Raw genomic sequence first — 26,925 nt, forward strand, 5'->3', positions numbered from 1 at the left:
TTTATCCAAAATAAAAAGACTCACTAATAAGTGAGTCTTTTTTTATTCGCCTTAGTAAAAAATTAAGGCTTTTCTTTTTGCTGTAGATTAAAATTATATAAAACTTGGCGATAATTAAATAATACACTACCTTTGAGGAAAATTACACAAATCTGTTAATGTGTTTACCAAGCTGGTCTTCGTTTTGAAAACTAAATTGCCAAGGAAACGTATTACAGACAACACTTCCTTTGCCTTTTTCCGAACGAACTTTTACTAGCTGTTTTATGAACAAAAACATCTAAAAGTCGTTTTAATGAACAGATTTCTAATTTTTATTCTCCTATTTTTTATTTCTCTTTCAACGAATGCACAGGTAGGGAATCATACCTTTAAAGCTTCTAAAGCAACGGGAGGAATCGGGTTACATACTTCAAAAATCTGGTGGATCAATTGGGACATCAATAGCAATAATAAAGCGGACGATGTACTTTCTGGAGGCATCTCAGGTGAATACAAATCGCCTTCAGGTTACATTTACACCATTAAGTTGGAAATGATTAACAATAACAAAGATAGAATTGTCTCGAGTACAACAACCGATTACAACCTAAACAGTTTCCCAAACGGTTACACATCGTTCTCTCCTGCTTCCAACATATTGGCCATAAAAAATAGTGCAAATGGCGCATTAGCAAATTTCAGACTAACCATCTCTTCCAAAGATCCTTATGGAAATATTAGTATCCCCAAAGGATTTGTAATTGCTGGATCTGAAAGCTTAAGCGGCTCTGGAGAACATTACACCTTGGATATTTCAAAAAATACCGGTGGACAACTCCGGGTTATTGACAAATATATAGTAAATAACGATTGGAAAAACTATAATGTAGATGTTGTCGCAACAAATACCGGAAGAACCATTAAAGCAACTCAAGTTTCAGGAGGTGACAACGGTCGTGGTGACGTAATGCTCTTCGCAGAAGGTGTGGGATTTATAGATGTTGAATTAAAAGGCGCCGGATACCAACACATTGCTTTAGGCTTCATGGAGGACGTTGATTATTCGGATGGACCTAATGTCTATGGACTTGCTTGGCATTTAATAAACTCATCATTTACAGGTGGGACAGTTCCTGACGAAACTACCAAGGTAAATACGACAAGTAATTTGGATGATATTAAATCGCTAACAGGACAGCTTGCGAAACCTGTCCCCCCACAATTATTTTTAGGAGATATTGTAGACGCCGATTATCTTGCACCTCAATATCCGGAATTAGGTGGAGCACCAGAAATTGATGACAACCAAAACCTTGATGATGAAGATGCTCTACCACAAGAACTTACGTGGTATGACAGAGTCGCACCAATCCAAAACTTACACATTCCTGTTTATAACAATACAGGAAAAGACACCTATTTGTATCTCTGGATAGATAAGGACAATGATGGTAAATTTGATTTAGCTGACCGATTAGAAGCCGTCATTCCATCAAATCCCACAAAGCAAACTCACACGTTCAATTTAAAAAATATTGCCGATTTACCTGGTGGAATTTACTATATCCGCTTACGTATCAGTTCCCAAAAAGATTTATTACCAACGGGTTTCGCTCCAGATGGTGAGGTTGAAGATCATATGATTGCCATCATCCAGCAACCCTTCAACATTATGGGAACCGTATTTTTTGATGAAGATGGGGCAAAACCTGACGGAAGACCTTTGCGGAATATCCAAGTTGAATTATACAAAAAATCTGACAACACCTTACATAGAACCGCAACAACAACACCATGGGGATCTTATATTTTCTTGAATGTTGATTATGGTGATTATTACGTCAAAGTAATTCCACGTAGCTCAAAATACCTTCATGTATCCTCAACAGATACAACGCCTTTTGATGGTGAAACCGACGTTACAATCGACAACTCAGGTAATAAGCTCGGTATCAACTTTGGATTGTATAATAAAATTTGTCAAAAACCAGCCAATACCTCTGGGCCTGGATTACAAACCAATCACGGTATCACCGCACTTAGAACAATTGACAGAGGAAAAACGAATTGGCCACAAATCCGAACAGGAGCTTGGACAGCTTTAGAATCTCGAAATACCGGCTTTGTAATTAATCGAGTGGCAGCAAATCACGAAGGCTTTGGTGGACAAATTCCATCCATTATGGATCCTAAAAAGGGAATGATGGTGTACGATACAACCAATAATTGTTTAAAAATATATACAGGAACTTCATGGAAATGTTTCACCACTTTCTCATGTCCCGACTAAAAATAAATTCATATGAAAAATCTTGCATTTAGTATTTTGTTTTTCTGCTTAGCTGTTGGTTTTAATGCACAAGTAGCGATTCGGAAAACAGAAATCAGCTCTAATTTTGTCTCCTTAGAATTCGGAAATGAAGTTGGAAATCCCCAAAAACAAAAAGGACTTCTTCTCCCATGGGTAATTGAAGCTAAAGAAGTAAACACTCCAGAACCTGGAACCTTGATTTTTGATAGCACAGATAAAAAAGTAAAATACTACAAAGGTGGGAACACACCTTCGTGGAAAGATCTCACCTTCAATACCAATGGAAAGGTAGATACTTCTGCTCAGGATGATTTAGAGTCGATTCCAACAGCAAAAGTTTCGGTTGGAGCACCCAAAAGTGCACCAGGAATTCTTGTATTGGAAGACACAAATAAAGCCATGATTTTACCCTTAATAGACAATTATCAAAGCATTGTCAATCCTTCACCAGGAATGATTGCTTACGATTTACAACACGATTTATTATGCGTTTTTAATGGTACAGATTGGACGTTTTTGGCAGCTGATGAAATAATTTAAATAAACACTAAAATTTCGGAATTAGATTTTTAAATAATCCAAAAACAACCCTGGAATGACCAACATGATTTGTTGGTCATTTTTTGATATATTTGTTCTCGGAAATTCAGATATATGAGCTGGTTTAAGAAAATATTCAATAAAGAAGAGAAGGAAAGTCTTGATCAAGGTTTAGAAAAATCGAGACAAGGTTTTTTTGATAAAATATCTAAGGCTGTCATTGGGAAAAGTAAAGTGGATGACGAGGTCTTAGATGACCTTGAAGAAATCCTAATTGCTTCCGATGTAGGAGCTGCAACAACGATTAAAGTGATCGAGCGAATCGAAGATCGCGTTTCACGTGACAAATACGTAAATACAGAAGAATTAGACAAAATCCTTCGTGAGGAGATTTCTGCACTTTTACTAGAAAATCCTCATGCGCAATCTGGAAATATCGACGAATCTAAAAAACCTTATGTAATTATGGTTGTCGGTGTAAATGGTGTTGGAAAAACCACTACAATTGGTAAGCTAGCCCATCAATTCAAATCGCAAGGAAAGAAAGTTGTCCTTGGAGCAGCTGATACGTTCCGTGCAGCAGCCGTTGACCAATTGGTTATTTGGAGTCAAAGAGTTGGCGTTCCTATTGTAAAACAAGAAATGGGAAGCGACCCAGCGTCAGTGGCATTTGATGCGCTTCAAAGTGGCATTGCGCAAGAAGCCGATGTTGTCATTATTGATACGGCAGGAAGACTCCATAACAAAGTTAATTTGATGAACGAACTTTCGAAAATCAAACGTGTGATGCAAAAGCTTATTCCTGATGCTCCACATGAAATCTTATTGGTTTTGGATGGATCAACAGGACAGAATGCCTTTGAACAAGCGAAACAATTTACAGCTGCAACAGAAGTTAATGCTTTGGCAGTAACTAAATTGGACGGCACTGCTAAAGGAGGCGTTGTTATCGGAATTTCAGATCAATTTCAGATTCCAGTGAAATATATCGGTGTTGGGGAAAAAATGACCGACCTACAACTCTTTAACGGAGAGCAATTTGTAGATTCTTTCTTTAGAAAAAACTAATTTTTAGAATTTTTCCCTTTTTTTATACAATTTTGAGAAAGTGGGACGTGTATGTAAAAATAGTCTAACTTTGAGTAGCTGATAAACAAAATTACATATACAATACTAACTTTAAAATTATAAAACTATGGGAATTTTAGCTTGGATTATCTTCGGATTAATTGCTGGAGCAATTGCTAAAGCAATTATGCCAGGAACTCAAGGTGGCAATTGGTTAATCACTATTATCTTAGGAATTATTGGAGCCTTCGTAGGAGGCGCAATCGGAACTTATGTTCTTGGATGGGGTGATGTAACCGGATTCAACTTTAAAAGTTTCTTATTAGCCGTAGGAGGAGCACTTATTGTTCTTTGGCTTTACGGAATGGCTACGAGAAGAGGATAATTCTTCACAAATAGCAAGAAAAAAGTCCACTCAATCGAGTGGACTTTTTTCTTGTATAATTTAATTTAAAATGTAACTCGGTACGGACTTTCCATCAATACAGAATTATTTAGTTTTGGTTCTGTCAGGGTTTCAAAAATCTTAAACTTATCTTCCCCTATTTTTCTTTTGATTATTTTCATTTCCATTTCTTCTGGATTCATATCAGAGAAAATCTGTTCAAACATAGAAACTTTTTTTGGATATGAAACAACTTGATAGTCTTTCAATTTCACTTTTTGGCTTGCATAAGCAATCGCATCGTTCAAAGAACCTAACTGATCTACAAGTCCTAATTCCTTGGCTCGCACGCCAGACCAAACTCTACCACCTCCTACTTCGTCAATTTGTTCAAACGTTTTCTTTCTATTCAGCGTTACAAAGTGTACAAATCTTTTGTACGTTTGCTCCACGCTTTTTGTTAAAATCGTTTTATAACCTGGACTTAATCCATTTACTGCAGAGTATTCGTTCGAGTTTGCATTGGTAGAAACTGCATCGGCATAAATACCATTTTTATTTGCTATTTGTTTGAAGTATGGAATCATACCAAAAACTCCGATAGATCCTGTTAATGTGTTCGGTTCAGAAAAAATTCGCTCACCAGCCATACCAATATAATAGCCTCCGGACGCTGCATAATCTCCGAAAGATACCACCAATGGTTTTTTCTTTTTCAACTCTTGCAATTCAAATAAAATTTCGTCTGAAGCATTCGCGCTTCCTCCTGGAGAATTTACACGTAAAACAACTGCTTTTACTTCCTTGTTCTTTGCTAATTTTTTGATTTCTTTAATTAAATTAACCGAATAAATTCCATCATAACCTTCTCCACTAAAGATTTCTCCAGACGCATATAAAACTCCAATTTTGTCACTCGACGTTTTCTCTTTCATTGATTTCACATAATTCGCTAGTGAAATTTTGTTTAGTTTATCGTCTTTTTTGATTTTCAATTTGTCTTTCAAAATATCATCGTATTCGGATTTCTGAACTAATTTATCAACCGTTTTGAATTTCAAATTATTATCTGGAATTACGGAATACAAACTATCTACAACCAATTTATAATCTGTAGCATTCATTTTTCTCGATTGCTGAATCTTACCAGAAACATTGTTCCAAATATCATTAATCAAAACGGAAAGTTGTTCTTTGTTCTCTTCCGAAAGGTCACTACGTAAATACGGTTCAACCGCAGATTTGTATTTACCATGGCGGATAACTTCAATTCCAATTCCATACTTTTCTGCAAATTCTTTGAAGAACATCACTTCCGCTGACATTCCACGAAGGTCGATTCCGCCAGCAGGATGCAAATAATATTGATCCGCCACAGAACCCAAATAATACGTTCCTTGGTTTACATTATTTCCGTAAGTCGTTACAAATTTTCCTGACTTCTTGAAATCCGTAATGGCAGCTCGTAGATCATCTAATTGGGTTATTCCAGCAGACAAATAATCCGCCTCAATAGAGATTCCTTTGATATTATCATCCGTTTTAGCTGCATTAATAGCTTTTATAGCATCGTACAAAACGACATAATCTTGCTTGTCTTCAAAATTAAAAAAATCGTCTTTTTCATCTGCTGGACTATCAATAATATTGGTTTTCAAATTCAAGGTTAATACTGAATTTTTCTTTACTTTTACCGACGAAGAATCGCCCATAGCACTCACGGCAATCATCCCGATCATTAAAATAAAACCAATAAATAAAATAATAAAAATGGCTACAATATTTGCTAGCACGTTTTTAAAAAAACTTTTCATATTCAAATCCTAATTTGCTCAATATGTCGCAACAAAAAGCCGTTTTGTTACTAGGAAGTAATATTGGAGATCAAAATAAGAATATCGATCTCGCAATCAGTGAAATAGAAAATAGAATAGGAACTATTTGTAACCGTTCAAAAAAAATAATGTCAGACCCCGTAGAATTTGTCAGTTCTAATATTTTTTGTAATATTGCACTGTCGATTATTACGCATCTTTCACCTTTTCAGCTATTAAGAGAAGTGAAAAATATTGAAAGAGAAATGGGACGAGATAAGGACTCTAAAGCATTTGGAGAGTACCATGATCGTATTATTGACATTGATATTGTGGAGTACAATACGCTTTCTTATGAAAGCAATGCACTAACCATACCACATAAAAAACATATGGAAGAGAGGCTTTTCTCTAGGGAATTGCTACAAGATCTCGAACTATCTGAAAAACATAGAATATGAAATTAAGTTTATTACTAACCTTATCATTGCCTATTGCAATCTATTCACAGAACGAGGGTACAGGGTCTTCTACAGACTATCCTAATACCTTCTCTTCTGGTTCAGCCAACGTAAGTAAATTCAACAACGAGGCTAGAAGATTCAACGATTGGGCAATTTCGGTAGGTGGAGGTGCTGCTTTCATGGCACATGCTGACCTTACTTCTTTCCACGATAAAAAAATCAATTGGGGATGGAATGCTTACGTAAGTTTGGATAAACAAATTAGCCATACTTTCGGGCTAAGTTTACAATACCAAACCGGTAAAACAAATCAAAAAGGACAACTTCCAGGAGTTGAGGGCCAACTTGCGGGTGTTGCAGATGCTTGGACAAAATTCCACCAAATCTCATTGTTGGGAGACATTAACTTTTCTAATTTACTAAGAAGAGTGGACAACCATTCTCCTTATAGATGGGCTTTACATGGTTATGCAGGTATTGGTTTCCAATCGTATAACACGGAATTAATTGATCAAAACGCATCTCGTTGGAGCACAAGCCCTGCTCGAATTCCAATCATTATTACACAAGATTTAGGTCTTGCATCATTCTTCTACCAAGGAGGTCTTGGATTGAAATACAAAGCGTCACGTAGAGTTGATGTTGAATTAAGAACGATGTATATTATCTCGGGGGATGAAGAATTCGATGGCGGTGGTTGGGCTAGAACAGGTAAGCCGTCAATTAATTACAACGAAATCAACGATTCATACTCTGATAATATGTGGACGGTGAATCTAGGTTTAACTTTCAAACTTGGCAAACATCTTTCACACTTGGCTTGGCATGACCCACTTCAAGAGGCTTATTACAGAGCTGGAGTTCTAGAGAATCAACAAGTTGATTTAGAGGTTTGTGAAAAAGGTGATGGCGACAATGACGGAGTTTGTGATGATTGGGATAGACAACTTGACACTCCTGCTGGTGCACGAGTTGATGGTGCCGGTGTAGCTTTAGACCTTGATTTAGATGGAGTAATCGACCTTTACGATAAATGTGTAACGGTTCCAGGGCCAGTGGAAAACAACGGTTGTCCTACAACTCCTACTGTAAGTAGTAATTTAAGTACTATCGATGAAGTTAATAAAAACTTTGAAGGAATCGAATTCGAATTAAATAGCGATAAGATTAGACCAACTTCTTATGACAAATTAAATCAAGCGGCTTCAATTATTAAAACTTTAAACTCAAGTGATAAGTTCTTGGTAATTGGTGCAACAGACACGAGAGGTTCTGATAAATACAACATGGATCTTTCGGCAAGAAGAGCAAATGCTGTTGTAAAATATCTAAACAATCAAGGAGTAAATAACTCAATGTTAGAAGCTGAAGGTAGGGGGAAAACAGATCTTAAATATCCAGAATGTGATCCTGCTACAAAATGTCCTGAATGGAAAAACGAAGCAAACAGAAGAGTTTACTTCAAACAAAAATAATTTAATTTTTAACTAAAAATTCACTATATGAAACTAAATTTAGCTAGCGTAGCATTAGCATTAACGTTACCGATTTTAGGATTTGCTCAAGATACCGTTGCTGTAGCAACTGTTGACGGATATCCAAACACATTTTCGTCGGGATCTGCTAATGTATCGCCATTTACCAAAGAATCTAAAAGATTTAATGATTGGTCAATCTCAGCTGGTGCAGGGGTACCGTTAGTACAATCTGCAGACTTAACTTCTGTTAAGAATGGAAACGGTAAGAATCTATTTGGTTATTCAGCATATTTCAGTGTTGACAAAGCAATCACTCATGCATTTGGATTAAAATTACAATACGATAAGGGTGAAACCAGACAAGGTTGGTTTAATACGAAAAAAGACAACGCAACAGGGACTGGTTACCAAGATGTTGGTGCTAGAACTCAATATGATGCGATCTCAATTTTAGGAGATTTAAATGTATCTAACCTTTTAAGAAGAGTTGATAATCACTCTCCTTTCAGATGGGCGCTACACGCTTATGCTGGTGTTGGAACTTTAGCTTATAGAGCGTATTTAGAAGATGCAGCTGGTCAAAGACTTATGACTGAAGTTAAGCCTTTTAAATTCAATTCTTTATTTGGTCAAGCGGGTGCTGGTCTTAAATACAAAGCATCTAGAAGAATCGATATCGAAGGTCGATTAATGTATATTGTAACTGGTGATGATGAATTTGATGGTGGAGGTGCACAATATAGCAGCATTAACAAAAGAGAAGATCAAATCTCTGACAATATGTTCAACGCAACTTTAGGGGTTACTTTAAAGTTAGGAAAACACCAATCTCATTTATTCTGGCATGATCCATTACAAGAAATCTACTACAAGTTAGACGTATTGGCTGATAAAAACCAAGATGTTGAAGTTTGTAAAAATGGTGATGCTGATAACGACGGAGTTTGCGACGATTGGGATAGACAATTAGATACTCCAGCTGGTGCAAGAGTTGACGGTGCTGGTGTAGCTTTAGACGCTGACTTAGACGGTGTTATCGACCTTTACGATAAGTGTGTAACTGTTCCAGGACCAGTAGAAAACAATGGTTGTCCTACAACTCCAACAGGAACAGGTACTGTAACTGATGATGTAAGAGTTCTTGAAGGAATTGAGTTCGACTTAAATTCTGATAGAATTTTACCTTCTAACACACCAATCCTTAACAATGCAGTTAATTATATTAACTCTTCTCAAGGAGGTAGCTACAAAGTAGTTGGTGGAACAGATACAAGAGGTACTGATGCTTACAACCAAAAACTTTCTGAAAGAAGAGCTAACAACGTTAAGAACTTCTTAATCCAAAACGGAGTTTCTAGCGGTAAGTTAGAAGCAGAAGGTAGAGGTGAGAAAAACTTGAAATACCCAGAATGCGAGCCTGCAACTAAATGTCCAGAATGGAAAAACAGAGCAAACAGAAGAGTATATTTTGAAGCTAAATAATCGAGTAAATCTCTATATAAAAACCACGCAGTTCTGCGTGGTTTTTTCTTTTATTATCCCTAATTTTACGAAGTGAATTCGGAACAAGCATATCAAAATTTAAAGAAAAATACCCTAGAAACTATTTGGGGCTTTCCTACGTTCCGGCCATTACAAGAAGAAATTATTGATAGTATCCTCTCTGGAAAAGACTCTTTATGTCTTTTACCGACAGGTGGCGGTAAATCCTTATGTTATCAACTCCCCGCTTTAATTTCTGAAGGAACTTGTCTTGTCATTTCTCCACTCCTAGCTTTGATGAAAGATCAAGTTGATCAATTACAAAAATTAGGAATTGAAGCTGATTTTTTAAACTCAGATCTAAATCTCATTGAAGAAGATCAAGTTTATGCAAATTGTAAAAATGGTACGACAAAAATTCTTTACATTTCTCCAGAACGTTTAAGCAATCAAAAATTTTTGATGCAAGCACCGGAAATTGACTTTTCTTTTATTGCAGTCGACGAAGCGCATTGTATTACCGAATGGGGGCAGGACTTCCGACCGAGTTATCAAAACATCAACATGTTCCGGGAGCAATTCGTAAACATTCCAATTATTGCGTTAACGGCAACGGCAACACCAAAAGTTTTAGAAGAAATCGTTTCTAAACTCAACTTGAAGAAAGTTCAAATCTTTCAACAAAGTTTTAAACGAACCAATCTCCAGATCCATACGTTACCAAAAGCCGATAAATACGATCATATTTATCATTTTTTAAAGCTTAACAAAGCTTCGGGTCTTATATATACCAACACGCGTTATGAAGCTGAAAAACTAGCGCAATTCCTTAATTCAAAAGGATTGTTGAATGTAGATTTTTTTCACGCAGGTTTGCATCCCGATATCAAAGAAAGGAAGCAAAACTGGTGGATGAACAGCAATCAAAATATCTTGATTTCCACCAATGCTTTTGGAATGGGTATTGACAAAAATCAAGTTCGCTTTGTATTTCATTATTCACCGCCCTATTCTCTTGAAAATTACTATCAGGAAATTGGACGAGCAGGTCGTGATGGTAATGACAGTGCGGCGTATATGTTGTGGACGGAACAAGATTTAATGCGTAGTGATGATATTTTAAAAAATCAAACGCCAACCAAAGTAGAATATGAAAAAGTAATCACCTATTTGTATTCTCTTTATCAAATTGCCGATCACGAACAAACCGATATTGAGTTTCCTTTTCACATTACGAGGTTAGAAAAATTAACAAAACTAACGCCTGTTAAGATTAGATCAGTAGTTCACTTTTTACATCAGCAAGAAATTGTTTATCTAAAAAAATCAAGGTCAGGACAATCATCAATTACATTGCTAATTGATCATGATCAAATTGAATCTTTAGCGAAATCTGATGCTTACTTTTTAGAACTTTTACAACGAAATATCACCGGATTTACGACAGGAAAAGTTCACTTTAATGAAGAACGCGTTTTAGACAAAATTCAAATTGGCGCTCAATTATTCCACGAGCGTTTAAAAGAACTTCAGGAGAAAGGCTATTTGGAATATTTGAATAGTGCAAATGATACAATTCGATTTTTGCATCCAAGAAACGAACGAATGCTTCTCAATCACTATTGGAAACTATTCTATTCCATTTTGAAAAATAAAATTCAGAAATGGGAAGAAATGAAGTATTTTATACGTGAAAATTCATTTTGTAAAATGCGGATGATTCTCAGCTATTTTGGCGAAAAAGACCAGAAAGATTGTGGAAATTGCTCGTACTGTCATCAAAAATTAAAACTTTCGACGATGTTTGAGAAACCATCGTTAGAAAAAGAACTTTTAGAAACATTAAAGGCTAGACCAAGCTCATTAGAAGAATTGAGCATTATTTTAGCTAATCCAAACAAAGAAAAAATACTTGAAGAGCTCATTCTCCTACTCGACCATGGAAAAGTACGAATGTTGAACTTCAGAACCTATACGATCGCTTAAACTATGAAATCATTACGAATTGTTTTTTTCGGAACTCCCGAATTTGCCGCTCAATCTTTAAACGCTATTCATCACTCTCAACACGAAGTTGTCGGCGTCATTACTGTTCCCGATAAAGCAAGTGGCAGAGGACAAAAGATAAACGAATCGCCTGTTAAAAAATATGCTGTAGAAAACAATCTCACTCTTTTCCAACCAGAAAAACTAAGGAATCCTCAATTTTTGGAATCAATGAAAGACTTAAATGCAGATGTTTTTGTTGTTGTAGCATTCCGAATGATGCCGAAGATGTTGTTCGAAATTCCAAAATTAGGGACATTCAATCTTCACGCTTCGCTTTTGCCCGATTATCGTGGTGCTGCGCCAATTAATTACGCCATCATCAATGGAGAATCTAAAACGGGAGCGACAACTTTTTTCATTAATGAAAAGATTGATGAAGGCCATATTTTACTTCAAGAAGAACTTCCTATTGATCCCGAAGAAAATGCTGGAAGTTTACATGATCGATTGATGGTTATGGGCGCGCAATTGGTTGTTAAAACGCTTGATGGACTTTCCGAAGGAACTATTGAAGAAAAACCTCAGCCTCATTCCGAAAACCCGAAAAACGCGTTTAAAATATTCAAAGAAGATACGCGAATTGATTGGTCTCAAGATATTACGACTATTCACAATTTCGTGCGAGGAATGTCGCCATATCCGTGCGCTTTTACAACTTTACAAATCGATCAAGAAAATAAAGGTTTGAAAATATCCGAAGGAAAAATGAAAAAAACAAATCATAACAAACCTTCAGGAACACTCGAATTCACAAAAAATTCCATGGAAATTTACGTTAATGGTGGAATATATTACCCTTCAGAAGTTCAATTGGAAGGAAAGAAAAGGATGAATATTAAAGACTTTATCAACGGTTTTAAAAGTCTAGATCAAATAAAAATAGCGCAGTAAACTGCGCTAATTTCGTATTCAAATCACTTTGAATTAGTCTATTTGGACCATTTCGGTTACTTCTACTCCATAACCTGAAATCATTGGTTTTTGATTTACATTTTGTGTCAAAACGCGGAATTTCGTTGCTCCCAATTTCTTTAAAATTTGAGTTCCGATTCCGTATTCCATAAAGTTTGCACTCAATGTTGGCTTGTTTACATTTCCATCTTGATAATCGTTGAATTGCTGCAATTTACGCAATGTATTTTCTGCATTCGAAACGTTATTAATGAAAATTACAATTCCTTTACCTTCTTTGTTAATGATATCGGTAACCTTTTCTAACAATGGTTTTTCACCATTTGTCAATCGAGAAAGTACATCAAAATACGCACTTGAACTTTGTACACGAACCATCACCGGTTCATCAATTTCCCAAGATCCTTTCGTTAATGCAAAATGGATTTGATCCGTATGTTTTTCTTGAAACGCATGGAAATCAAAATCTCCATAATGCGTTTTTACTTTACGCTCTTCAATTTGGTGTACTAAATCTCCTTTTTTAAGCTGATAATCAATTAAATCTTCAATTGAAATAATTTTAAGATCCAATTTCTTCGCCAAAACCATTAAATCTGGAAGACGCGCCATGCTACCATCATCATTCATGATTTCGCAAATAACGCCACCTTCTTTTAAACCAGCCAATTTTGTAAGATCTGTCGCGGCTTCTGTATGTCCCGCTCTTTTTAAAACGCCACCCGATTTAGAACGCAATGGGAAAATATGCCCTGGACGCATGAAATCTGCAGGTTTTGTTTTTTCATCCATCAAAGCTAAAATCGTACGTGCACGATCACTTGCAGAAATACCAGTAGAAACACCATTTCCTAAAAGGTCAATACTTACCGTGAAAGCTGTTTCTTTCGGATCGCTACTACGAGTCACCATCACATCTAAACCTAGCTCATCACAACGCTTTTCGGGAAGCGGCGTACAAATCAAACCACGACCGTGAATGGTCATAAAATTGATAATTTCTGGCGTTACCAACTCGGCTGCTGAAAGAAAATCACCTTCGTTTTCTCTATCTTCATCATCAACTACTATAATTACTTTACCATTTTTAAGATCTTCAATGGCTTCAGGAATAGTATTGAGAACAATATCTGACATTTTATATAGATTTTATTTCCACAAAGATACTAATTGTCTTTTCGGTTTTATGATGATTTCTATCAATTTCTATGATATTATTTCTTTAATAAAAATATTTTACTAAATTTGCACACCGAAATGGTGCTTTGGCCGAGCGGCTAGGCAGTGGTCTGCAACACCATCTACAGCGGTTCGAATCCGCTAGGCACCTCTAAAAAAAACCCTAAACTTTGAACATTCAATCGTTTAGGGTTTTTTATTTGATTTAAATTGTAAAATCATTTAAGATTGGCTGAAAATTTTTCAGGATTCTTCTTGAATTCAGCTTTGCAGTGATCACTACAAAATCCATAAACTTGCTTATTATAGACAACCGTATCTTTCAAATAATCCTTTGTTGCCATTTCGCAAACAGGATCCAACTCATTCACAACAACTACTCCACTTAAACTATTCTCCGCTTTCATTTTGCTCACTTTCTTCACTTCAAAATTTTCATTTTTAGAGCAAGAAACAATTAAAATCAAACCAAACAGGGCAACTAAGGACTTCTTCATTATTCTCGTAATTAAAATTTCAACGTTTTAAAAAGGTAAAATTACTCTATAAAATTTAGATTTTAATTGGAAATGGCATCAAAAACGAATTTCACCAGAATTGAACATTAAAAACCACGAACATTTTTGGTCATTTTTGATTTATTAACGATAATTTTAAAAATAAACACTTCTTAAAAACCCTTTATTCATAGATGTTTAAAACAAAACATGAGAGTTTTAACTTTTTCTTAACATTGCAATGGTTTGCTTCTTGCCACTTCCCTAATACAACCTGAAAAATAGACGCTATGAAAAATATAATGATGACAGGTATTTTATCAGTATTAACTTTAACTGCCTGTAAAAAAGACGAAACTGTAACTGCTCAAAAATCAATTGAGCAAGAAAGATTAGAGTTTCAGGCGAGACAATTAGAAATTGAAAAACAAAAATTAGCAATTGAGAAGGAAAAAATCGCCTTCGAAAAAGCTAAAGACAGTATAGCAAAATCTGAAAAAGAGAAACAAGCTTCTATTGCTCGTTCTAATGCAGCAAGTAGTTCTAAACAACGTGTTGTTACAAGAACCGTTTATCGTGACGCTCCAAGTTCGAGTTCAAGCAACGGAGCCTATGCAAATAATGGTTCTGGACAAGCAACTCAACAAAAACAGGGGATGAGTAAAGCCGCAAAAGGAACAATTATCGGTACCGTAGGTGGTGCTGCTGCAGGTGCAATTATTAATAAAAGAAACAGAGGTGCTGGTGCCGTAATTGGTGGTATCGTAGGTGGTGCAACGGGTTACACAATCGGTAGATCGCAAGATAGAAAGGACGGTAGAGTCCAAAGATAAGATCTAAGTATAATATAGATATATTGGTTATAAAAGATTGCTTAATTTTAAGCAATCTTTTTTATGCTGTATTTACTAGGAACTTTGGCGCTTATACTACCGACCTTATTAGGATGGGGATTTCTCGCTACTTATGTTTTTCCTATACAAAAAAGAGTAAGCAGTTATCTAGTTGCAGGGTTTGTTTCCCTCGGTTTTTTATGTACTGTAATCGCATTTTTTACAGGAATTTCTATTTGGGTCGAAACAACAACCATCCTGATTGGAATTGGATTTTTTATCCAATCTAAACTCTATCTCCTTTTTTGGGATTTTTTAAAAGAAAACTATAAGATTTTCCTTCCCTTTTTTGGAATTATTTTGTTCGCTTCTAGCTTCTACCCTTTCATTTTAGACCATTTTGGATATTATGTTCCAACAATTTTTTGGTTAAGGGAATATGGTTTGGTGCAAGGAATCTCCAATCTGGATTTGATATTGGGTCAAATGTCTACATGGCATATTTTACAAGCAGGATTTTCCAATTTCACAGATCCTTATTTGCGATTGAACACTTTGGTGTTGCTTGTCTATTTAATTTACGCTTTAGAAAAGAAAAAATGGATTCATTTTTTAATCCTTCCAATTCTCCTTCTCTTTGTACAATCGCCAAGTCCCGACCTTCCCGCTATCATTTTTGGGTTACTACTCGTCAATGAATTGCTTAATTACAACAAAAACATCTCCAGTCTATTTGCTTTATCTTGTTTCATAATATTGATAAAACCAACATTAATTTGGGCACCACTTGCTGTTTTCCTGTATGGGCTTTTCGTCCTAAAGAAAAGAAACGTATGGTGGCTTCCCGGAGGTTGCATCCTTCTACTTTTTATGTTAAAGAATCTTTGGACGTTCGGATATCCTGTATTTCCAATGACCATTTTAGACTTCAATTTACCTTGGAAACCAAATGCTGAACTCATGCAAAATTCAGCTAAAATTTCCATTCAGAAAACATTTGATATGCAATTTTCAGTGGAACAAATTCAACATTTTAGTTTTGGAGACAAAGTCTATCATTGGTTTTTTCTAAAAGGAATCAAATCGATTATCCACCAAATTTTCGCATTAAGCTTGCTAGTTATAGGCGTTTTTGCTTTCATTCGAAAATCAAAAACAATCACCATATTATTTGTTTCAATTTTACTAAAATCACTACTAATTATCGCTGTTTCTGCTCAATATCGATTTTTATTAGATGTATTTTTTGTGATTATTTTGATGTTATTTTATCAAATAAAATCCAAGAAAACGGTGCTCATTGCGTCATTTGGCTTGAGCCTTTTACTCCTTTCCATTTTATTTAATCCATTTTGGTTACGAACATGGATTCCGAGCTTTAAATTAGGGCATTTTATGGGAACATTTAAAGCTAGTCAGCTTATAAAGCCATCAGAATATTCTTTAAAAAAATTCAAAACCTATCAAATTGGAAATCTGAAAATAAACGTTGTTGATTCGTATCCATTTAGTTTTGATACGCCACTTCCAGCAATTTCTCCTGGTTTTATTGTTGAATATAAAGATGCAGGTATTTTTCCTCAAATAAAAGACGGGAAAAACCTTAAAAAGGGCTTTATTTGGAAGAAAATAAATCCAGAAGAAAAGCAAAAATTAGAAATCATTTTAAAAAACTGGGAAGAAAACAGTAAGAAACGTTAGAGTTCTTTACTTATTCTCTATTTTTGTACTCATATGAACGCATTAGGAAACTTATTGACATTAACAACTTTCGGGGAAAGCCATGGATTGGCTTATGGCGGAATTATTACCAATTTTCCAGCAGGATTGGAAGTAGATTTGGAAGCGGTTCAATTGGATTTGGATCGCAGAAAACCTGGACAATCTGCTATTGTTACGCAAAGAAAAGAAAGCGATACAGTGAAATTTCTATCAGGAATTTTTGATGGAAAAACAACGGGAACACCCATAGGCTTCTTGGTAGAAAATGAAAACCAAAGAAGCAAAGATTACAATCATATTGCACAAGCTTATCGCCCAAGTCATGCCGATTATACATACGACAAGAAATACGGATTCCGAGATTTTCGCGGTGGTGGAAAATCATCAGCTCGTGAGACTTTAAATTGGGTTGTTGCTGGTGCATTGGCAAAGCAAATGCTTCCTGAAATTTCAATTAATGCCTATGTTTCCTCTGTTGGTGATATTTTCTGTGAAAAGCCGTACCAAGATTTAGATTTCACAAAAACGGAATCCAATATCGTTCGATGTCCTGATGAGGAATCTGCTGAGAAAATGATTTCAAGAATTAAAGAAATCAAAAAAGAAGGCAATACAATTGGCGGAACTATTACGTGCGTGATCAAAAATGTTCCTGTTGGTTTAGGCGAACCAATTTTCATGAAACTTCAAGCCGAACTTGCCAAAGCAATGATGAATATTAATGCAGCAAAAGGTTTTGAATATGGCAGTGGCTTCTGCGGTTCTCGAATGACGGGTAAAGAACATAATGATTTGTTCAACGACGACTTTACAACGAAAACCAACCTTTCAGGTGGAATTCAAGGCGGCATCAGTAACGGAATGGATATTTACTTCCGCGTTGCGTTCAAACCTATTGCAACCATACTTAGACCTCAAACTACTTTAGATAAAGACGGAAACGAAGTAATTTTGGAAGGAAAAGGAAGACACGATCCTTGTGTTGTTCCTAGAGCAGTTCCAATTGTAGAAGCATTGGCTGCCTTTGTTTTAGCCGATATGTATCTGATTAACAAAACAAGGAAAATAGGAAATTAATCCCGAATCTAACGTAACATTTATCACATTCACTATCCGAAATTTGTGGGATATTTGTATCAAAATAAAAATCTATGAATACCTATTGGGAAAATGCGATAAGCTATTCAACCTATTTGTTAGATAGCGAAGCTAAAATTCAATCGTTAGAAAACAGTACTTCAGAAGAAGACAAAACGTATTTAGAATATTATAAATTGGGGTTAATGCGCATGCATCGTGTTGATAAAACCTACAAACCTCAAGAGGAATTGGTAGAAAAATTCAACCAAAAAGATTTCAAAGGCAAAATATTAATTATTTCCGAAGGCTGGTGCGGTGATGCAGCCATGATTGTTCCTGTAGTAAACGCTTTTTTCTCTCCAACAAATGAAGTTAGAATCACATATAGAGATCAAAATGATTTAATTGATAGCTATTTAACCAATGGCGGAAAATCAATTCCCATTATTTTGATTCTCGACGAAAATGATGACGTAATCTCCCATTGGGGGCCTCGTCCAGAAGCAGGAACCGAATTATTGCTAAAACATAAAGACAATCCGGAAACCTACACCAAAGACGATTTCCACAACGAATTGCAAGTGTATTACACAAAAAATAAAGGAAAAGATATTATTGAAGAATTATTAGAAAAAATCTAAAAAAGCTTTTTTTTCCAAAACTTAATGTCAAAGTTACCTTTCAAAAAAACGTAACTTTGACATTCGTATTTTTAAGGTTATAATAAAGAAAATGGTATGAATTTTTTTAAGAAAAACGCAGTATATATTGTCATCGTATTGGCGCTTGGTGCTGTATTTTTAATTCCTTCGATTCGAGAAAAAATCACGGATCAATTTTTTCCTGTTGCAACCGTTCAATCTGCTTCTAGTTTCACGGAAGCTGATTTAGACGTTCAATTAAAGGGAATCAATGTCGCGAGTACGAATTTAAAAAACTTGAAAGGAAAAACGGTTTTCCTAAATTTCTGGGGAACTTGGTGTCCACCTTGTCGTGAAGAATGGCCTTCAATCCAAAAATTATACGAATCTAAAAACGGAAAAGTTGATTTTGTACTTATTGCAATGCAAGATCAAGAAGAAAAAGTGCGCGAGTTTTTGAAAAAAAACAACTACACAGCGCCAGTTTATATTGCAGAAAGTCCGATTTCTGACAAAATGCTACCGAAAGTTTTCCCAACAACCTATTTGTTAAGCGGTTCAGGGCAAATTTTGAAAAAAGAAACCTCATCAATTGATTGGAATTCTAAAGAAATCCATGAATTTATAGACAATGTGACACCATAAAATTTGGTACGGATTTTGAGATTTTAGTAACGTAAACTTATTTATAAAAAATGAAATACTCAAAAATTCACTTGGTAAAGGAAGCAATCAAAAACAAAGGTTTTATTGCAAAGATTCCAGATATTTTTAGAATGTTCAACGCATGGCGCAAAGGGACGTATAAAGTCAATTTTTGGGACTTAGCGATACCTTTAGCGGGTGTTATCTACATCATTTCGCCCATCGATTTAATTCCGGGAATTGCGGTTCCTTTTGTTGGAGCTTTGGATGATTTGGCCGTTTTGTCACTCATCATGCCTCGATTGATTAAGGAAGTTGATAAATTTTTATTCTGGCAAGCAGAAAAACAAGATTCGGCTTCATTTTCTAAGACAATTGAAGTAAGTGCAGTTGAATAAATTTTAAACACAAAATAAACAAAAATCACCTCAATGTTTGGGGTGATTTTTTATTTGCCGAATTTTTGCTGAAATTTACAGCGTGAAAACGTTAATCTCCATCGTAGGAACCACAGGAATTGGAAAAACTAAATTGGCTATCGATTTGGCTAAATTTTACGCTACTGAAATTATTTCGTGCGATTCTAGACAGTTTTTTAAAGGCATGGAAATTGGAACCGCCGCACCATCAAAAAAAGAACTTTCAGAGGTCAAACATCATTTTATTGGCCATTTAGCCGTAACAGATTATTATTCCATCGGACAATATGAAGTGGATGCTTTAAAACTGGTTGAGCAGCTTTTCGAAAAGCACGATGTCGTTATTTTGGTTGGCGGAAGTATGATGTACGAAAAAGCCTTAATTGAAGGTCTTAATGATCTTCCAGAAGCCAATGAAGAAAATCAACAAAAATTAAAAGATATTTGGGAAATCCAAGGTTTAGAAGCATTGCAAAATCTTCTAAAAGATTTGGATCCAGATTATTATTCAAAAGTTGATTTAGAAAACCCACGTCGACTTCTACGAGCGATTGATGTGATGTGGCAAACGTGTGAAACTTATACTAGTTTAATATCAAATCCGACGCATCAACGAAATTTCAAAACCATCCGAATCGGAATTGAAGCACCACGTGAAATTATTTACGAAAGAATCAACAAACGTGTTGAACTAATGGTGGAAAACGGACTTCTCAATGAAATAAAAAAATTAGAAAGCCATCAAGATTTAGTGGCTTTGAAAACCGTAGGCTATACCGAACTTTTCAAATATTTACAAGGAGATTGGGAATTCGATTTTGCGATTTCTGAAATTCAAAAAAACTCAAGACGCTTTGCAAAACGACAATTAACTTGGTACCGAAAAGAAGAAAACATCCATTGGGTAAACTACGAAAATGCAATGACAGAATCCGTATCTTTGCTCAAAGAACTTCTCTAAAAAGGAAAAATTAAATACACTAAAACATTCTAAAACAATACAAAAAATGGCAAATACACCTTCTAACATGCTCGCTTTGGGAACAAAAGCTCCTTTTTTTGAACTTCCTAATCCTTCACATTCGAATGAAATGCAATCTTTAGAAGATTTGAAAGGCGAAAAAGCGACTTTACTTATTTTTATGTGCAACCACTGCCCTTTTGTATTGCATGTTATTGATAAATTGACCGAATTATACGAAGATTATCAAGATAAGGGAATTGAGTTTGTCGCAATTAACGCGAATGATGTTGAAAAATACCCTGCCGATTCTCCAGAAAAAATGGTGGAATTTCAAGTGGAAAGAAAATTCGACTTCCCGTATTTGTACGACGAAAGTCAGAGTATCGCGAAAGCATATGATGCAGCTTGTACACCAGATTTTTTCTTATTTGATGACAAATTGGATTTAATTTACCGTGGTCAAATGGACGAATCCCGACCTGGAAACAATAAAGAAATTACGGGTGAAGATTTAATTATCGCCTTTGAAAATCTCTTAGCAGGCGAACCTCAAGAAGACATCCAGCGTCCAAGTTTAGGTTGCAATATCAAATGGAAATAAAGAAAGAATAAAAGCTCCCTGATTGGGAGCTTTTTCAATGATTTCACTACAAAGCTTTCATTATTAGAAGATTAAAATTATGAATATTCAAAAATATTCTATATTTGCAAAAAATCTGTGATGAAAAAAATTGTACTGTTAGGAGGTATCCTAGTGAGTACCTGTGTCTTTTCACAAAAAGGCAAAGTAGGAATTAACACAGCCAATCCGGACCCATCATCCATATTGGACATTAATTCTCAGGACCGAAAAAATATCAACGCTAAGCACGGGCTTCTCATACCGCGTGTTCAATTACAAAGTTCAATAGACCAATCTACAATTGCAAGTCCAGCAAAAGGATTGTTAGTTTACAATCTTGGCGATGCCGGGACCTACCCGAATAATGTCGTTGCCAATAACTATTATTTTTGGGATGGAGCAAAATGGCTATCAATGCCTTTAAAATCCTTTGTAGAGGAAGCCGTAAAACCGAGAATCTTTTATATTGAAGGTACAGGTACGCAAACGTTTACCCAAACCGAAATGAACTACACAACCGCAAGCTCATCCAATAATAAAGTAGTAACCTTTTCCGGAACTCCAACAATCAATGTAGGGAACATTATCACCAAGAATACTGATAATTCGTTCACCATTAACGTAACAGGCTTGTATGATTTTTCGGCATATGTTAATTACAACCCTATGAATATTACATTAGACACAAATGTTGCTAATGGGAATCAACGTGCCTTTTTAAATGTAAAAATTCAGCGATCAACTAATAATGGTACAACATGGACGGACACTGAGGCTTTATCAAGAATTGGATGGGGAAAAGGAGTAGCTGGAAATCTTAGAACAGCTAATATCATTGCATTCCCAATACAATTGAATAAAGGAGATCGATTCCGGTTAGTAATTGCAAATCCTTTTGTCTCTTCCGCAGGAAATGATCATGGACATGATGGACAACCTTATATTGGCACGCAACCCAATTCTCCCATTTCAAAATCGATTCGTGTTCAACTGTTAGATTTTAATTTATAAGGTTATGAAAAATATAAAATTTTTACTATTCTTTTTTGTAATCCTATTTACAAATATTGTCTATGCTCAAGTTGGAGTTGGAACTAATGCGCCTCACGCTTCTGCTGCATTAGATATGGACGTAAGTAACCTAGCAAGCAAAAAAGGATTTTTATTACCAAGAGTAAATCTTACTCATAATAAAGACATTACTACTATAACGAACCCAGCCGCTGGACTAATCGTATTTAACTTACAAGATTCCATGCTTAACGGGAATGCAACAACAGCCGTTTTTAAAGATATGTTCTATTTTTGGAATGGTGTTCAATGGATTGATATAGCAACTTTAGATGTTGTAAAGAGAGAACTATTCCCGCAAGTTTTTTTTATTGTAGGAAAGCAAAATCAATCCACTAGTACGGTGAGCGCCGCCCCAATTGTTGTCAATTGGCAAACTGATACCACGGGAAGCTCTGTTATTCATCTTAACAGTGGCAATAACATTACCCTAAATTCAGACAATACATTTACTGTAAATAAAACAGGGCAATACGAAGTTTCAGGCTCAATTACAATGAATCCGAATGTTGATTTAAGCAGCTCGGCTAATCTTGAGTTTACGATTCAATACTCAACCGATGGAACAAACTGGACGGATATTGGAAAAAACACTGCTGTTTGGGGGCAACAAACTGGTGGAAATTCACAAACCATTATCATATCACCAATGGTTGTCAACGTGGCAAAAGATGCAAAAATTCGTTGTACTGTTTACTCCACCGTTGGAACTCATGGATCTGGTTCAAAAATATACATTGGAACAGGAATGACCTATTCTAGAAGTTTACGAATTCAATATTTAAACTAACAAAAGATGAAAAATTTATATACCCTATTTTTTCTTGGTGTAGCTGGAATTTTTCAAGCTCAGGTGGGAATAGGAACAACAACCCCAAATTCGTCCGCACTCTTAGATGTAACCTCAACAAATAAAGGTGTCTTGTTACCTAAAGTAGCGTTAAAAGCAATCAATGACAACCAAACGATCGCGAATCCGGCGCTATCTTTGATGACCTACAACACAACCACCGCAAATTCAGGAAACCTTTTAATTGAAGGAAACCGAATTTACACTTGGGATAGTAGTAAATGGGGAACTTTTACCTATTTAACAGAAATTAAAAATTTAAAGAAGCCAATTGATTTCGCAAGAGTATCCACTATTAAACAGGATTTTGATGCTCAAGAACGTAATACGATTAATAATGGTGGAACTATCCCTATTCAATGGTTAGCTTCAGATGTTCTAATTGCAAATACTGCAGATATTACAGCTCCTGACGGCACAGATATCACCATTAAAACGGCATCATTTTATCAGTTGTCTGGCTCCTTTTCGGTAACCATTCGCACCCCTTCAAGTGCCGCAACAAATTTTGTATTAACATTACAGAAACAGATTGGAGGAACCGGTGCTTGGACAAATGTCGTTGCGTCCTCTAGACCCATAGAGCAAGAGGCAACCGAAAAAATAATGAGTATTGTTTTCCCAAATATCGTACACAAGTTTGGTGCAAATGATAAAATTAGATTTGTAATTTCAAGACCTGTACCCACAAGTACACCAGCTGTACCAACGGCAAATTATATTCAAGGTACAGCAATTAATACTAGGCTAGCCGCTGACATCAAAAAATCAATACGTATTACGAGATTGGCAGAATAAAGTAAAAGCTCCCTAATGGGAGCTTTTTTATTTAAAGAACGGATTGTAGTCTTTTTCGAATCCAATAGTTGTTGGATTTCCATGTCCGGAATATACTTTCGTTTCCGGGTCTAAAGTGAATAATTTTGTACGAATACTATCTAAAAGTTGTTCGTAATCGCCTTTGTAAAGATCAGTTCGACCAATACTCCCTTCAAATAGGACATCTCCAGATAAAACTATTTTTTGATCGGTATTATGGAATGCAATGTGCCCTGGAGAATGCCCTGGAACATAGAGAATCTCAAATTCATTATTTCCTAAGTGAAGCTTTTCTCCTTCTTGAATATACTTTTTATCACCTTCAAATGGTTTCATAAAAAAGCCGTATTGCTTCGCTGTAAAAGGATTTCGATCCAAGATCTCTTGCTCTACTTCATGCAAGAAAACAGGAACTTTATAGGTATCACGCGCCCATTGCAATCCCAAAACGTGATCAATATGTGCATGGGTAAGCAAAATCGATTCAATCTTTAGTTCATTTTTGGAAATAAACGATTCAATTTCAGCCGTTTCAAAATCCTGAATATTTCCAGGATCAACAATATAAGCGAGCTTTTCATCGTTATAAACCACGTACGTATTTTCCCCAAATGGGTTGAATGTAAATTTCTGAATATGAATCATAATTTCCGATTTTGAATTCTACAAAAGTATTGAGATATTTACATTTTGAGAAATTAGAAGCTTTAAATTTCTAATTTGGAATAAAAATAGCAGTCTACACAACCTATGAAGAACTTTTTCTTTTTGATTTTCAGTTTAATTAGCACCTTGATTTTCTCACAAGATATTCGAGGAATCATGCTATTTAATCCCGAGACGAATGACGAGACTCCCGTGATCACAAAAAATCAACAACTTATTTTAAAGTTTGATGATTTAAGCAACTCGTCGACCGTCTATCGATACACCATTAAACATTACGATCGAAACTGGAAAGATGATGGATTGTTTTTTACGGAATTTGCAAAAGGACCGATGAATGGCTTAATTGATCAATTTCAATATTCCTTTAACACCTATCAAAAATACACGCATTACGAACTTCAATTTCCCAATGATAAAATTCAACCCATTATTTCTGGAAATTTTGAATTAATAGTCTATAAAGATTCACCTTCACAACCGCTCTTCACCAAACGATTTATGGTTTCTGAAAATCAAGCAACCGTTGCAGTCGATGTTAGCCGAATTACGAACTCTTCAAATCCTGAAATTAATCAACGAGTTCAAGTGCAAGCCGTGGGTTTGAATGATCTTTTGTCTAGAAACATCAATTCGGTTAGTTTAAATGTGATGCAAAATAACAACTGGAATCAAACCTTGACGAATCTTAGACCAAGTTCTTCTCTGGGAAACAAAATTTTGTTTCAACAAATGCAACTCGCTTTTCCAGGAAACAATGAGTTTTACTATTTCAACAATCGAAGTATTGATCAGGCGTATGACATGATTGCGAAAGCAGAAAATCAAGATGGCATTTTGCATACGTATTTGTTTCCGGTTTGGGCATTTCCTCTAAATTATCAATACCAACCCGATGTAAATGGTGCCTATTACTTTAGAAGTAGTCGAAGCGGAAACGAACGTGATGCCAATCGAGAAGGCGATTATTCGTGGGTGCATTTCTTTTTAGAATCGCAACCTGTTGACAAAAAATTCTATGTTCTTGGTGGTTTTAATAATTTTCAACCTTCGCAAGAAGCCGAAATGAAATACAACGAAGTGGCAAAAGGTTATGAAGCTAAAATCTATTTGAAGCAAGGTTTTTACAACTATATTTTAGCGACCGATTCAGGAGATGGTAAGTTAAACTTCGGTGAAGTCAACGGGAATTTCTGGCAAACGGAAAACCTATATCAAGCCCTTTTGTATTATCAACCTTTTGGACGAAACTACGACGGTCTTCTAGGCTACGGTGAGTTTCGCACACCTGTAAAATAAGTGTTTCGGGCGGCCCTTTGGGCCGCCCGAAACTTTATAAATACTTTAAAACTTCAAAAATCTACACTAAATAAAACTCGTGTAGCTTTTCTTCACAAAGCGTTTTTACAACTTGAATCCAGCGATCATCATCGTTTAAACATGGTAAATAGTGAAATTCTTCACCTCCAGCATGTAAAAACTCTTCTTTTCCTTCTACGGAAATTTCCTCCAAGGTTTCCAAACAATCAGAAACAAAAGCAGGACAGCAAATCGCTAACTTTTTTACTCCTTTAGAAGGCAACTTTTCTAATGTTTCATCGGTGTACGGCTCGATCCATTTATCATTTCCCAATCGAGATTGGAAAGTTACTGCGGTTTTTTCCTTTGGAATATTCAAGCGTTTGATAACTTCTTCCGTCGTTTTAAAACATTGATGACGGTAACAAAACTTATGGGAAGGATTGTTGTCTTGGAAGCAACAATCACCAATTTTACATGTTTTGGTTGGATCGGTTTTGTACAAATGTCGTTCTGGAACGCCATGATACGAAAACTGAAGCGCATCGTAATCAGCTGGTAAATTTTCTTGAATGTGCTCCGCCAAACAATCTAAATAAATATCTCGATTGTAAAAAGGCTCTATATAATTGATTTTTACCGTTGGGAATTTTGCTTTTCTAACTTCTTCAGCCTTCTCAACCACCGTTTCAGTTGTACTCATCGCGTATTGCGGATACAAAGGGAACAAAACAATATCGGTTACGCCTTGTTCTGTCAACTTTCGGATTCCCGTTTCGATACTTGGCTCTGCATAACGCATTCCGATTTCGACAGGAACGTCAACCAATTTTTGCAATTTGGCTTGAATCTGCTCTGTGATCACAATTAAAGGCGAACCTTGATCCGTCCAAACCGTTTTATAGGCTTCGGCAGATTTTGCAGGACGATTTCTTAGAATAATGCCACGAACCAACAAATTTCTGAAAAACCAACGATAGTCAATAACACGTTCGTCCATCAAAAACTCGTCAAGATACTCCTTTACATCCTCTACTTTAGTCGATTTTGGAGATCCCAAATTCACCAATAATATTCCTTTTTTTCGCTGTCCACTAAGGTTTTGATCCGTTGTTTGCAAAATACCTTTTTTA

At 35.7% G+C, this 26,925-nt stretch carries 26 protein-coding genes and 1 tRNA gene; 22 read left to right on the plus strand and 5 right to left on the minus strand.

Features of this window, described 5'->3' with window-relative positions:
• The first annotated feature begins 295 nt into the window (after positions 1-295).
• The 4 genes from AC5XHR_RS05930 to AC5XHR_RS05945 all read left to right on the plus strand — a co-directional run bounded on the left by AC5XHR_RS05930 (position 296) and on the right by AC5XHR_RS05945 (position 4,286).
• Complete coding sequence (locus AC5XHR_RS05930; RefSeq protein WP_495949864.1) at positions 296-2,272, plus strand: CshA/CshB family fibrillar adhesin-related protein; 1,977 nt, start codon at positions 296-298, stop codon at positions 2,270-2,272.
• A 12-nt stretch (positions 2,273-2,284) separates the two neighbouring features.
• Positions 2,285-2,833 (plus strand): hypothetical protein, encoded by a 549-nt coding sequence (locus AC5XHR_RS05935; RefSeq protein ID WP_495949865.1) that lies wholly within the window; start codon positions 2,285-2,287, stop codon positions 2,831-2,833.
• Positions 2,834-2,947: 114 nt separating this feature from the next.
• A complete protein-coding gene (gene ftsY / locus AC5XHR_RS05940; RefSeq protein ID WP_495949866.1) occupies positions 2,948-3,901 on the plus strand; it encodes a signal recognition particle-docking protein FtsY in 954 nt (317 codons plus the stop codon).
• 127 nt (positions 3,902-4,028) lie between these two features.
• Positions 4,029-4,286, plus strand: coding sequence for a GlsB/YeaQ/YmgE family stress response membrane protein (locus AC5XHR_RS05945; protein WP_495949867.1), 258 nt, complete (start codon positions 4,029-4,031; stop codon positions 4,284-4,286).
• Positions 4,287-4,351: 65 nt separating this feature from the next.
• Here the strand turns inward: AC5XHR_RS05945 and sppA are convergent, their stop codons facing one another.
• On the minus strand, positions 4,352-6,100 hold the full coding sequence (gene sppA, locus AC5XHR_RS05950) for a signal peptide peptidase SppA (protein ID WP_495949868.1): 1,749 nt from the start codon (positions 6,098-6,100) through the stop codon (positions 4,352-4,354).
• A gap of 23 nt (positions 6,101-6,123) precedes the next feature.
• Here sppA and folK point away from each other — a divergent pair, with 23 nt between their 5' ends.
• The 5 genes from folK (at position 6,124) to fmt (ending at position 12,464) form a co-directional block, all read left to right on the plus strand.
• The gene (gene folK, locus AC5XHR_RS05955) at positions 6,124-6,561 is read left to right on the plus strand and encodes a 2-amino-4-hydroxy-6-hydroxymethyldihydropteridine diphosphokinase (RefSeq protein WP_495949869.1); all 438 of its coding nucleotides are present in this window, start codon (positions 6,124-6,126) and stop codon (positions 6,559-6,561) included.
• Positions 6,558-8,039 (plus strand): OmpA family protein, encoded by a 1,482-nt coding sequence (locus AC5XHR_RS05960; protein WP_495949870.1) that lies wholly within the window; start codon positions 6,558-6,560, stop codon positions 8,037-8,039. The genes folK and AC5XHR_RS05960 overlap by 4 nt, the downstream gene beginning before the upstream one ends.
• Positions 8,040-8,066: 27 nt before the next feature.
• The gene (locus tag AC5XHR_RS05965) at positions 8,067-9,524 is read left to right on the plus strand and encodes an OmpA family protein (protein WP_495949871.1); all 1,458 of its coding nucleotides are present in this window, start codon (positions 8,067-8,069) and stop codon (positions 9,522-9,524) included.
• 72 nt (positions 9,525-9,596) lie between these two features.
• Positions 9,597-11,510 carry a RecQ family ATP-dependent DNA helicase gene (locus AC5XHR_RS05970; RefSeq protein ID WP_495949872.1) on the plus strand — a complete coding sequence of 638 codons (1,914 nt, stop codon included), beginning with the start codon at positions 9,597-9,599 and terminating at the stop codon, positions 11,508-11,510.
• A 3-nt stretch (positions 11,511-11,513) separates the two neighbouring features.
• Positions 11,514-12,464, plus strand: coding sequence for a methionyl-tRNA formyltransferase (fmt, locus tag AC5XHR_RS05975; RefSeq protein WP_495949873.1), 951 nt, complete (start codon positions 11,514-11,516; stop codon positions 12,462-12,464).
• Between the two features lie 33 nt (positions 12,465-12,497).
• Here the strand turns inward: fmt and ribB are convergent, their stop codons facing one another.
• Positions 12,498-13,622 (minus strand): 3,4-dihydroxy-2-butanone-4-phosphate synthase, encoded by a 1,125-nt coding sequence (gene ribB / locus AC5XHR_RS05980; protein ID WP_495949874.1) that lies wholly within the window; start codon positions 13,620-13,622, stop codon positions 12,498-12,500.
• A 122-nt stretch (positions 13,623-13,744) separates the two neighbouring features.
• Between ribB and AC5XHR_RS05985 the strand changes: the two genes are divergently transcribed.
• Positions 13,745-13,815 (plus strand) — tRNA-Cys (locus AC5XHR_RS05985).
• Between the two features lie 67 nt (positions 13,816-13,882).
• On the opposite strand, the gene AC5XHR_RS05990 is transcribed toward AC5XHR_RS05985, so the two are convergent.
• Entirely contained in the window at positions 13,883-14,161 is a 279-nt protein-coding gene (locus AC5XHR_RS05990) for a YHS domain-containing protein (protein WP_495949875.1), read from the minus strand.
• A 290-nt stretch (positions 14,162-14,451) separates the two neighbouring features.
• On the opposite strand from AC5XHR_RS05990, the gene AC5XHR_RS05995 reads away from it, so the two are divergent.
• The 11 genes from AC5XHR_RS05995 (at position 14,452) to AC5XHR_RS06045 (ending at position 23,806) form a co-directional block, all read left to right on the plus strand.
• Complete coding sequence (locus tag AC5XHR_RS05995) at positions 14,452-14,994, plus strand: YMGG-like glycine zipper-containing protein (protein ID WP_495949876.1); 543 nt, start codon at positions 14,452-14,454, stop codon at positions 14,992-14,994.
• A gap of 63 nt (positions 14,995-15,057) precedes the next feature.
• Entirely contained in the window at positions 15,058-16,695 is a 1,638-nt protein-coding gene (locus AC5XHR_RS06000) for an LIC_10190 family membrane protein (protein ID WP_495949877.1), read from the plus strand.
• A gap of 33 nt (positions 16,696-16,728) precedes the next feature.
• The gene (aroC, locus tag AC5XHR_RS06005; protein WP_495949878.1) at positions 16,729-17,793 is read left to right on the plus strand and encodes a chorismate synthase; all 1,065 of its coding nucleotides are present in this window, start codon (positions 16,729-16,731) and stop codon (positions 17,791-17,793) included.
• A gap of 74 nt (positions 17,794-17,867) precedes the next feature.
• Positions 17,868-18,437 (plus strand): thioredoxin family protein, encoded by a 570-nt coding sequence (locus AC5XHR_RS06010; protein ID WP_495949879.1) that lies wholly within the window; start codon positions 17,868-17,870, stop codon positions 18,435-18,437.
• A 96-nt stretch (positions 18,438-18,533) separates the two neighbouring features.
• The gene (locus AC5XHR_RS06015; RefSeq protein WP_495949880.1) at positions 18,534-19,082 is read left to right on the plus strand and encodes a TlpA family protein disulfide reductase; all 549 of its coding nucleotides are present in this window, start codon (positions 18,534-18,536) and stop codon (positions 19,080-19,082) included.
• A 50-nt stretch (positions 19,083-19,132) separates the two neighbouring features.
• Positions 19,133-19,480: a YkvA family protein gene (locus AC5XHR_RS06020; RefSeq protein ID WP_495949881.1), complete on the plus strand. Its 348-nt coding sequence runs from the start codon at positions 19,133-19,135 to the stop codon at positions 19,478-19,480.
• 82 nt (positions 19,481-19,562) lie between these two features.
• Positions 19,563-20,462, plus strand: a complete 900-nt coding sequence (miaA, locus tag AC5XHR_RS06025) for a tRNA (adenosine(37)-N6)-dimethylallyltransferase MiaA (protein ID WP_495949882.1) — start codon at positions 19,563-19,565, stop codon at positions 20,460-20,462.
• A gap of 46 nt (positions 20,463-20,508) precedes the next feature.
• Positions 20,509-21,066 (plus strand): thioredoxin family protein, encoded by a 558-nt coding sequence (locus AC5XHR_RS06030; protein WP_495949883.1) that lies wholly within the window; start codon positions 20,509-20,511, stop codon positions 21,064-21,066.
• 120 nt (positions 21,067-21,186) lie between these two features.
• Positions 21,187-22,098, plus strand: a complete 912-nt coding sequence (locus AC5XHR_RS06035; protein ID WP_495949884.1) for a phage tail-like protein — start codon at positions 21,187-21,189, stop codon at positions 22,096-22,098.
• Between the two features lie 4 nt (positions 22,099-22,102).
• On the plus strand, positions 22,103-22,948 hold the full coding sequence (locus AC5XHR_RS06040; RefSeq protein ID WP_495949885.1) for a phage tail-like protein: 846 nt from the start codon (positions 22,103-22,105) through the stop codon (positions 22,946-22,948).
• A 6-nt stretch (positions 22,949-22,954) separates the two neighbouring features.
• Entirely contained in the window at positions 22,955-23,806 is an 852-nt protein-coding gene (locus tag AC5XHR_RS06045) for a phage tail-like protein (RefSeq protein ID WP_495949886.1), read from the plus strand.
• 27 nt (positions 23,807-23,833) lie between these two features.
• On the opposite strand, the gene AC5XHR_RS06050 is transcribed toward AC5XHR_RS06045, so the two are convergent.
• Positions 23,834-24,472: an MBL fold metallo-hydrolase gene (locus AC5XHR_RS06050; RefSeq protein ID WP_495949887.1), complete on the minus strand. Its 639-nt coding sequence runs from the start codon at positions 24,470-24,472 to the stop codon at positions 23,834-23,836.
• Between the two features lie 105 nt (positions 24,473-24,577).
• Between AC5XHR_RS06050 and AC5XHR_RS06055 the strand changes: the two genes are divergently transcribed.
• Complete coding sequence (locus AC5XHR_RS06055; protein ID WP_495949888.1) at positions 24,578-25,792, plus strand: type IX secretion system plug protein; 1,215 nt, start codon at positions 24,578-24,580, stop codon at positions 25,790-25,792.
• Positions 25,793-25,853: 61 nt separating this feature from the next.
• Here AC5XHR_RS06055 and hemH read toward each other — a convergent pair whose 3' ends face one another.
• A complete protein-coding gene (hemH, locus tag AC5XHR_RS06060; RefSeq protein ID WP_495949889.1) occupies positions 25,854-26,912 on the minus strand; it encodes a ferrochelatase in 1,059 nt (352 codons plus the stop codon).
• Between the last annotated feature and the right edge of the window lie 13 nt (positions 26,913-26,925).

Source organism: Kaistella sp. CFF1-2, assembly GCF_059509915.1.